This window comes from Actinosynnema sp. NPDC002837, assembly GCF_040295345.1.
Taxonomy (GTDB): Bacteria; Actinomycetota; Actinomycetes; order Mycobacteriales; family Pseudonocardiaceae; genus Actinosynnema.
In genome coordinates, this window is sequence record NZ_JBEOVG010000187.1 from 1 (window position 1) to 4,671 (window position 4,671).

General features: G+C 70.9%; 5 protein-coding genes. 1 reads left to right on the forward strand and 4 read right to left on the reverse strand.

The genetic code is table 11. From position 1 onward, the window contains the following. Window positions 1–150: 150 nt before the first annotated feature. The 4 genes from ABTZ99_RS44660 to ABTZ99_RS44675 all read right to left on the reverse strand — a co-directional run bounded on the left by ABTZ99_RS44660 (window position 151) and on the right by ABTZ99_RS44675 (window position 3,484). The gene (locus ABTZ99_RS44660; RefSeq protein ID WP_498771373.1) at window positions 151–1,161 is read right to left on the reverse strand and encodes a ParB/RepB/Spo0J family partition protein; all 1,011 of its coding nucleotides are present in this window, start codon (window positions 1,159–1,161) and stop codon (window positions 151–153) included. Beyond that, window positions 1,158–2,054, reverse strand: a complete 897-nt coding sequence (locus tag ABTZ99_RS44665; RefSeq protein ID WP_170185177.1) for a ParA family protein — start codon at window positions 2,052–2,054, stop codon at window positions 1,158–1,160. The genes ABTZ99_RS44660 and ABTZ99_RS44665 overlap by 4 nt, the downstream gene beginning before the upstream one ends. Window positions 2,055–2,182: 128 nt before the next feature. Then, complete coding sequence (gene rsmG / locus ABTZ99_RS44670) at window positions 2,183–2,860, reverse strand: 16S rRNA (guanine(527)-N(7))-methyltransferase RsmG (protein WP_498771371.1); 678 nt, start codon at window positions 2,858–2,860, stop codon at window positions 2,183–2,185. A gap of 165 nt (window positions 2,861–3,025) precedes the next feature. Further along, window positions 3,026–3,484 carry an NUDIX domain-containing protein gene (locus ABTZ99_RS44675; protein WP_498771369.1) on the reverse strand — a complete coding sequence of 153 codons (459 nt, stop codon included), beginning with the start codon at window positions 3,482–3,484 and terminating at the stop codon, window positions 3,026–3,028. Between the two features lie 45 nt (window positions 3,485–3,529). Between ABTZ99_RS44675 and ABTZ99_RS44680 the strand changes: the two genes are divergently transcribed. After that, window positions 3,530–4,519 carry a methyltransferase domain-containing protein gene (locus ABTZ99_RS44680; RefSeq protein WP_498771367.1) on the forward strand — a complete coding sequence of 330 codons (990 nt, stop codon included), beginning with the start codon at window positions 3,530–3,532 and terminating at the stop codon, window positions 4,517–4,519. Window positions 4,520–4,671 lie beyond the last annotated feature (152 nt).

Below are 4,671 nucleotides of genomic sequence, written 5' to 3' on the forward strand. Positions count from 1 at the left end.
CGGCAGGCCTGGCGGGACGCTTTTCCCCGCCGGGCCTGCCGGCTTTGGCCTGCCTGGAGTGCCCGTAAGGGCCCCATGTCAAATCGAGCCGGACCTGACCCGAGCAGCCGGACCTGAGCGTGACCACCGACCCGAACCTGCCCCGACCCGTCACACCGACCCAGGCCCCGACCGCTCCCTCTGCCCAGCCTCCGGCGACATGAGCTGAATGATCCGCTCCAGATCGTCGACGGACCCGAACTCCACCACGATCCGCCCCTTCCGCTGCCCCAACTCGACCTTCACCCGAGTGTCGAAGTTGTCCGACAACCGCTCCGCCAGCTCCTGCAACCCGGGCGCCTGCATCGGCTTGCGCCGCACGGCCTTCGCCTTGGCCGGCTCCGCGCCCTTGGCCAGCGTCACCGCTTCCTCGGTAGCCCGGACCGACATGCCCTCGGCGACGATCCGGGCAGCCAGCTCCTCCTGCACCCCGGGGTCCTCGACCCCCAACAACGCCCGGGCGTGCCCCGCCGACAGCACCCCGGCCGCCACCCGCCGCTGCACCGGCAGCGGCAGCTTCAGCAGCCGGATCGTGTTCGTCACCACCGGCCGGCTCCGGCCGATCCGGTCGGCCAGCTCCTCGTGCGTCACCCCGAACTCCTCCAGCAGCTGCTGGTAGGCGGACGCCTCTTCCAACGGGTTCAGCTGCACGCGGTGGATGTTCTCCAGCAGCGCGTCACGCAGCATCACGTCGTCGGCCGTGTGCCGGACGATCGCCGGGATCGTCTTCAACCCCGCCAGCTGGGTCGCCCGCCACCGCCGCTCGCCCATGACGAGCTCGTAGGTGTCGGTCCCGGTCGCCCGCACCACGATGGGCTGCATCAGCCCGAACTCGCGGATCGAGTGCTCCAGCTCCCGCAGCGCCTCTTCGTCGAACACCTGCCGCGGCTGCTTCGGGTTCGTTCGAATAGCCGTGACCGGCAGCTCCTGGTACACCGCGCCGGCCACCTCCCCGGTCGGGCCAGGGGAGGGCGCAGGGGTGGACGCCCCGTTGGACGACCCGTTCGCCGACCCGTTGGAACCCGACCGCGCCGGCGACGGCGACGGTGTGCCGGGCGGTGGGCCGCTCGGGATCAGGGCCGCGAGCCCGCGGCCGAGGCCACCCTTGCGCTGTTCCGTCATGCCGACCCCATCTCCGCGCCGAACTCGGCGATCTCCCGTGCCGCGTCGAGGTAGCTCATCGCGCCCCGTGAGCCGGGATCGTAGGTGAGCACCGTCTGACCGAATCCTGGTGCCTCGGAGACCTTCACGCTGCGCGGGATCACCGTTTTGAGGACCGTGTCGCCGAAGTGGCCGCGCACCTCGCTGGTCACCTGGTCGGCCAGCTTCGTGCGGCCGTCGTACATCGTCAGCAGGATCGTGGACACGTTGAGCGTCGGGTTCAGGTGCGCCTGCACCAGCTCGATGTTCCGCAGCAGCTGACCCAACCCCTCCAACGCGTAGTACTCGCACTGGATCGGGATCAGCACCTCCTGCGCGGCGACCATCGCGTTGACGGTCAGCAGGCCGAGCGACGGCGGGCAGTCGATGAACACGTAGTCCGGCTTGATGGAGTCCAGCGCCTCGGGGCTCAGCGCTTCCTTCAGCCGCGACTCGCGGGCGACCATCGAGACCAACTCGATCTCCGCGCCCGCCAGGTCGATCGTGGCCGGCACGCAGTACAGGTTGGGGGACTGGTTGCTGACCTGAGCCGCTTCGGCCACGGACAGCTCACCGATCAGCACTTCGTACACCGACGGCGTGCCGGAGCGGTGCTCGACGGCCAGCGCCGTGCTCGCGTTGCCCTGCGGGTCGAGGTCGATGACGAGCACCTTGAGACCGTGGATGGCGAGCGCGGCGGCCAGGTTCACCGTGCTCGTGGTCTTGCCGACGCCACCCTTCTGGTTGGCGACCACCATGACCCGGCGCCGGTCCGGACGGGGGAGTTGGAGGGAGTCGGGGTGCAGGACGCGGGTGGCGCGTGCCGCTTCTTCCGCGATGGGGGTCCACACGGTGCTGTCTCCTGCCGGTTCCACGTTGTCTGCCAAGTTCGACTCGGATGCGGGACGGAGCACTTCACCCGCGCCCACCACGCCTTCGGGTTCGGTTTCACGTGAAACACCGGCCGCTTGGAACACCGGTTGCAGGGGGTCGGGGTACACGTTCACCGATCCTTCCTTCTGCGACGCGCGCCTTCACGGCGGCTCGCCTGCTCATCGCGCTCCACGAGCACGACCGTCGTCGGCAGTTCGAGTACTTCGCCACCGCAGGTGATGACGCGCGGTCGGATCCCTCCGGCCCGGCGCACCGCCTCGGCGTCGCGTTCCAGTTCTTCCGCGGCGCTCTCGCCCTTGAGAGCGACCAGACGTCCACCCGGCCGGAGCAGCGGCAGGCACCACCGCGTCAGCCGTTCCAGCGGGGCCACCGCGCGCGCCGTCACGACGTCGCTGTCACCCAGCTGCTCCCGCACCGGCGGCTCCTCGGCCCGGCCACGCACCACGGCGACGTTCAGCCCGAGCGCGTCGACGCACTCGGTCAGCCACGCCACCCGCCGTGCCATCGGCTCCAGGAGCGTCAGCTCCAGGTCCGGCCGCGCGATCGCCAGGGGGATCCCCGGCAGGCCCGCGCCCGAGCCCACGTCCACGACGCGTGAGCCCTGGGGCAGCAACTCCGCCACGACGGCCGAGTTGAGGATGTGCCGCTCCCAGAGCCGGTCGACCTCCCGCGGGCCGATGAGCCCGCGTTCGACGCCGTGCTCGGTGAGCAGTGCCGTGAAGGCGACCGCCTTGTCGTAGTGGTCACCGAAGACCTTCTTCGCGCGGTCTTCCACCTCTGCGGCCATGTCTCCGTCCGGGACGTTTCACGTGAAACCACACCAGACGCCGGCGGCGGCCGGGTGTGGGCGATGGGGTTGGGCGTCTCGCCAAGGAGGCGATGAGCCCCACGAGATGTGCCGGTCCCCACTATGACGGATCACCCCGGCGACACGCCAAATCCGAGTCGCGTTTCACGTGAAACTTTCAATCCGACCGTCCTTGGGAAGCACCCGGAGGAGCTCCAACGCGTAGTCGACCGACTCGACGTGATCCAACCCCGGCACTTCCTCGAGCGGGAACCACGCCGCCTGGTCCGTGCTCCCGCCGACCTCGAACGTCAGCTCGCCGCCGACGACGTGCGCCTCGTACATGATCCGGATGCGGTGGTAGTCCAAGTCGACCCCGTCCCGCGCCAGCGGACCGTGGACGTTCTGGATGCCGAGCAGCCGGTCCACCTCCGCCCGGTAGCCGGTCTCCTCGAACACCTCGCGGACCACCGCGTCGTACGGGTCCTCACCGTGGTCGAGCCCGCCGCCGGGCAGGATCCACATCGGCCGGTCCGGTCCGAGCCAGCGGGAGAGGAGCAGCCGGCCGTCTTCGATGATCACGGCGTAGGCGGCGACGCGGAGCTTGCGGATGTTCCCAGTCATGCCGCGACCGTTTCACGTGAAACACGACGAGGGGAAGAGACAGGGATGTACAAGATCAGACCGGGGGTGCTGAGCACGATGGGTCACCCCTACGGCCTCCAGCACATCGCCGACCTCGCGGCGGCCGGCGTGGAGGTGATCGTGTGCGCGCTCACCGAGACGGAGCTGGCCGAGCTCGACCTGACCGACGAACCCGAGGCCGCCCGCGACGCCGGCATCGCCTTCCACTGGCTGCCGATCCCGGACTTCGGCATCCCCGCCACCACTCCGGACCTCGACCCCGTGCTCCGCGACATGCGCGCGGGCCGGCACGTCGTCGTCCACTGCTGGGGCGGGATCGGCCGCTCCTCGTTGCTCGCCGGCGCGCTCCTCGTCATGGACGGCGCGTCACCGGAAGCGGCGTGGCAGGCGATCTCCGAGGCGCGCGGCCGGGACGTGCCCGAGACCGACGAGCAGCGCGCGTGGCTGACCACCTTCGCCCAAGCCCGGTTCTGGGACGCCCAGGCCGCGACGTTCGACGAGGACGCCGACCACGGACTGCGCGACCCGTCCGTCCGCCAGGCGTGGGCCGACGTGCTCCTCCCACGGCTCCCACCCGCTCCCGCCGCGGTGGTCGACCTCGGGTGCGGCACGGGCAGCCTCACCGCGTTGCTCGCCGAGGCCGGCCACCACGCGAGCGGCCTCGACCTCTCCGAACGGATGCTCTCGGCGGCCCGCGCCAAGGCTCCCGGCGTCGACTTCCGCCAGGGCGACGCGGCCGACCCGCCGTACCCGCCGGGCAGCTTCGACGTCGTGCTGGCCCGGCACGTCCTCTGGGCGCTGCCCGACCCGGCCGCCGCGCTCGACCGGTGGCGCGCGCTCCTCAAGCCGAACGGCCGCCTGATCCTGATCGAGGGCCGCTGGTCCACGGGCGCCGGCCTCACCGCCGCCGAGTGCGTGGCGCTGCTGGGGGAGGGCAACGTCCACCCGCTCACGGACCCGACCCTCTGGGGCCGGGAGATCACCGACGAGCGCTACCTGATCGAGTCTTCTTAACCCCACCCACCGACCGCCCACCCCACCCGCCAACCAGAACGGCCCCGGTCCCACCAGGGGATGCTGTTGGCGAATGCGCCCCGTCAGCTTTGGCTGGCGGGGCGCAGCGCTGCGAAGTGCGATGTCCGGGTCGACGCGTGTGGTGTCCCCGC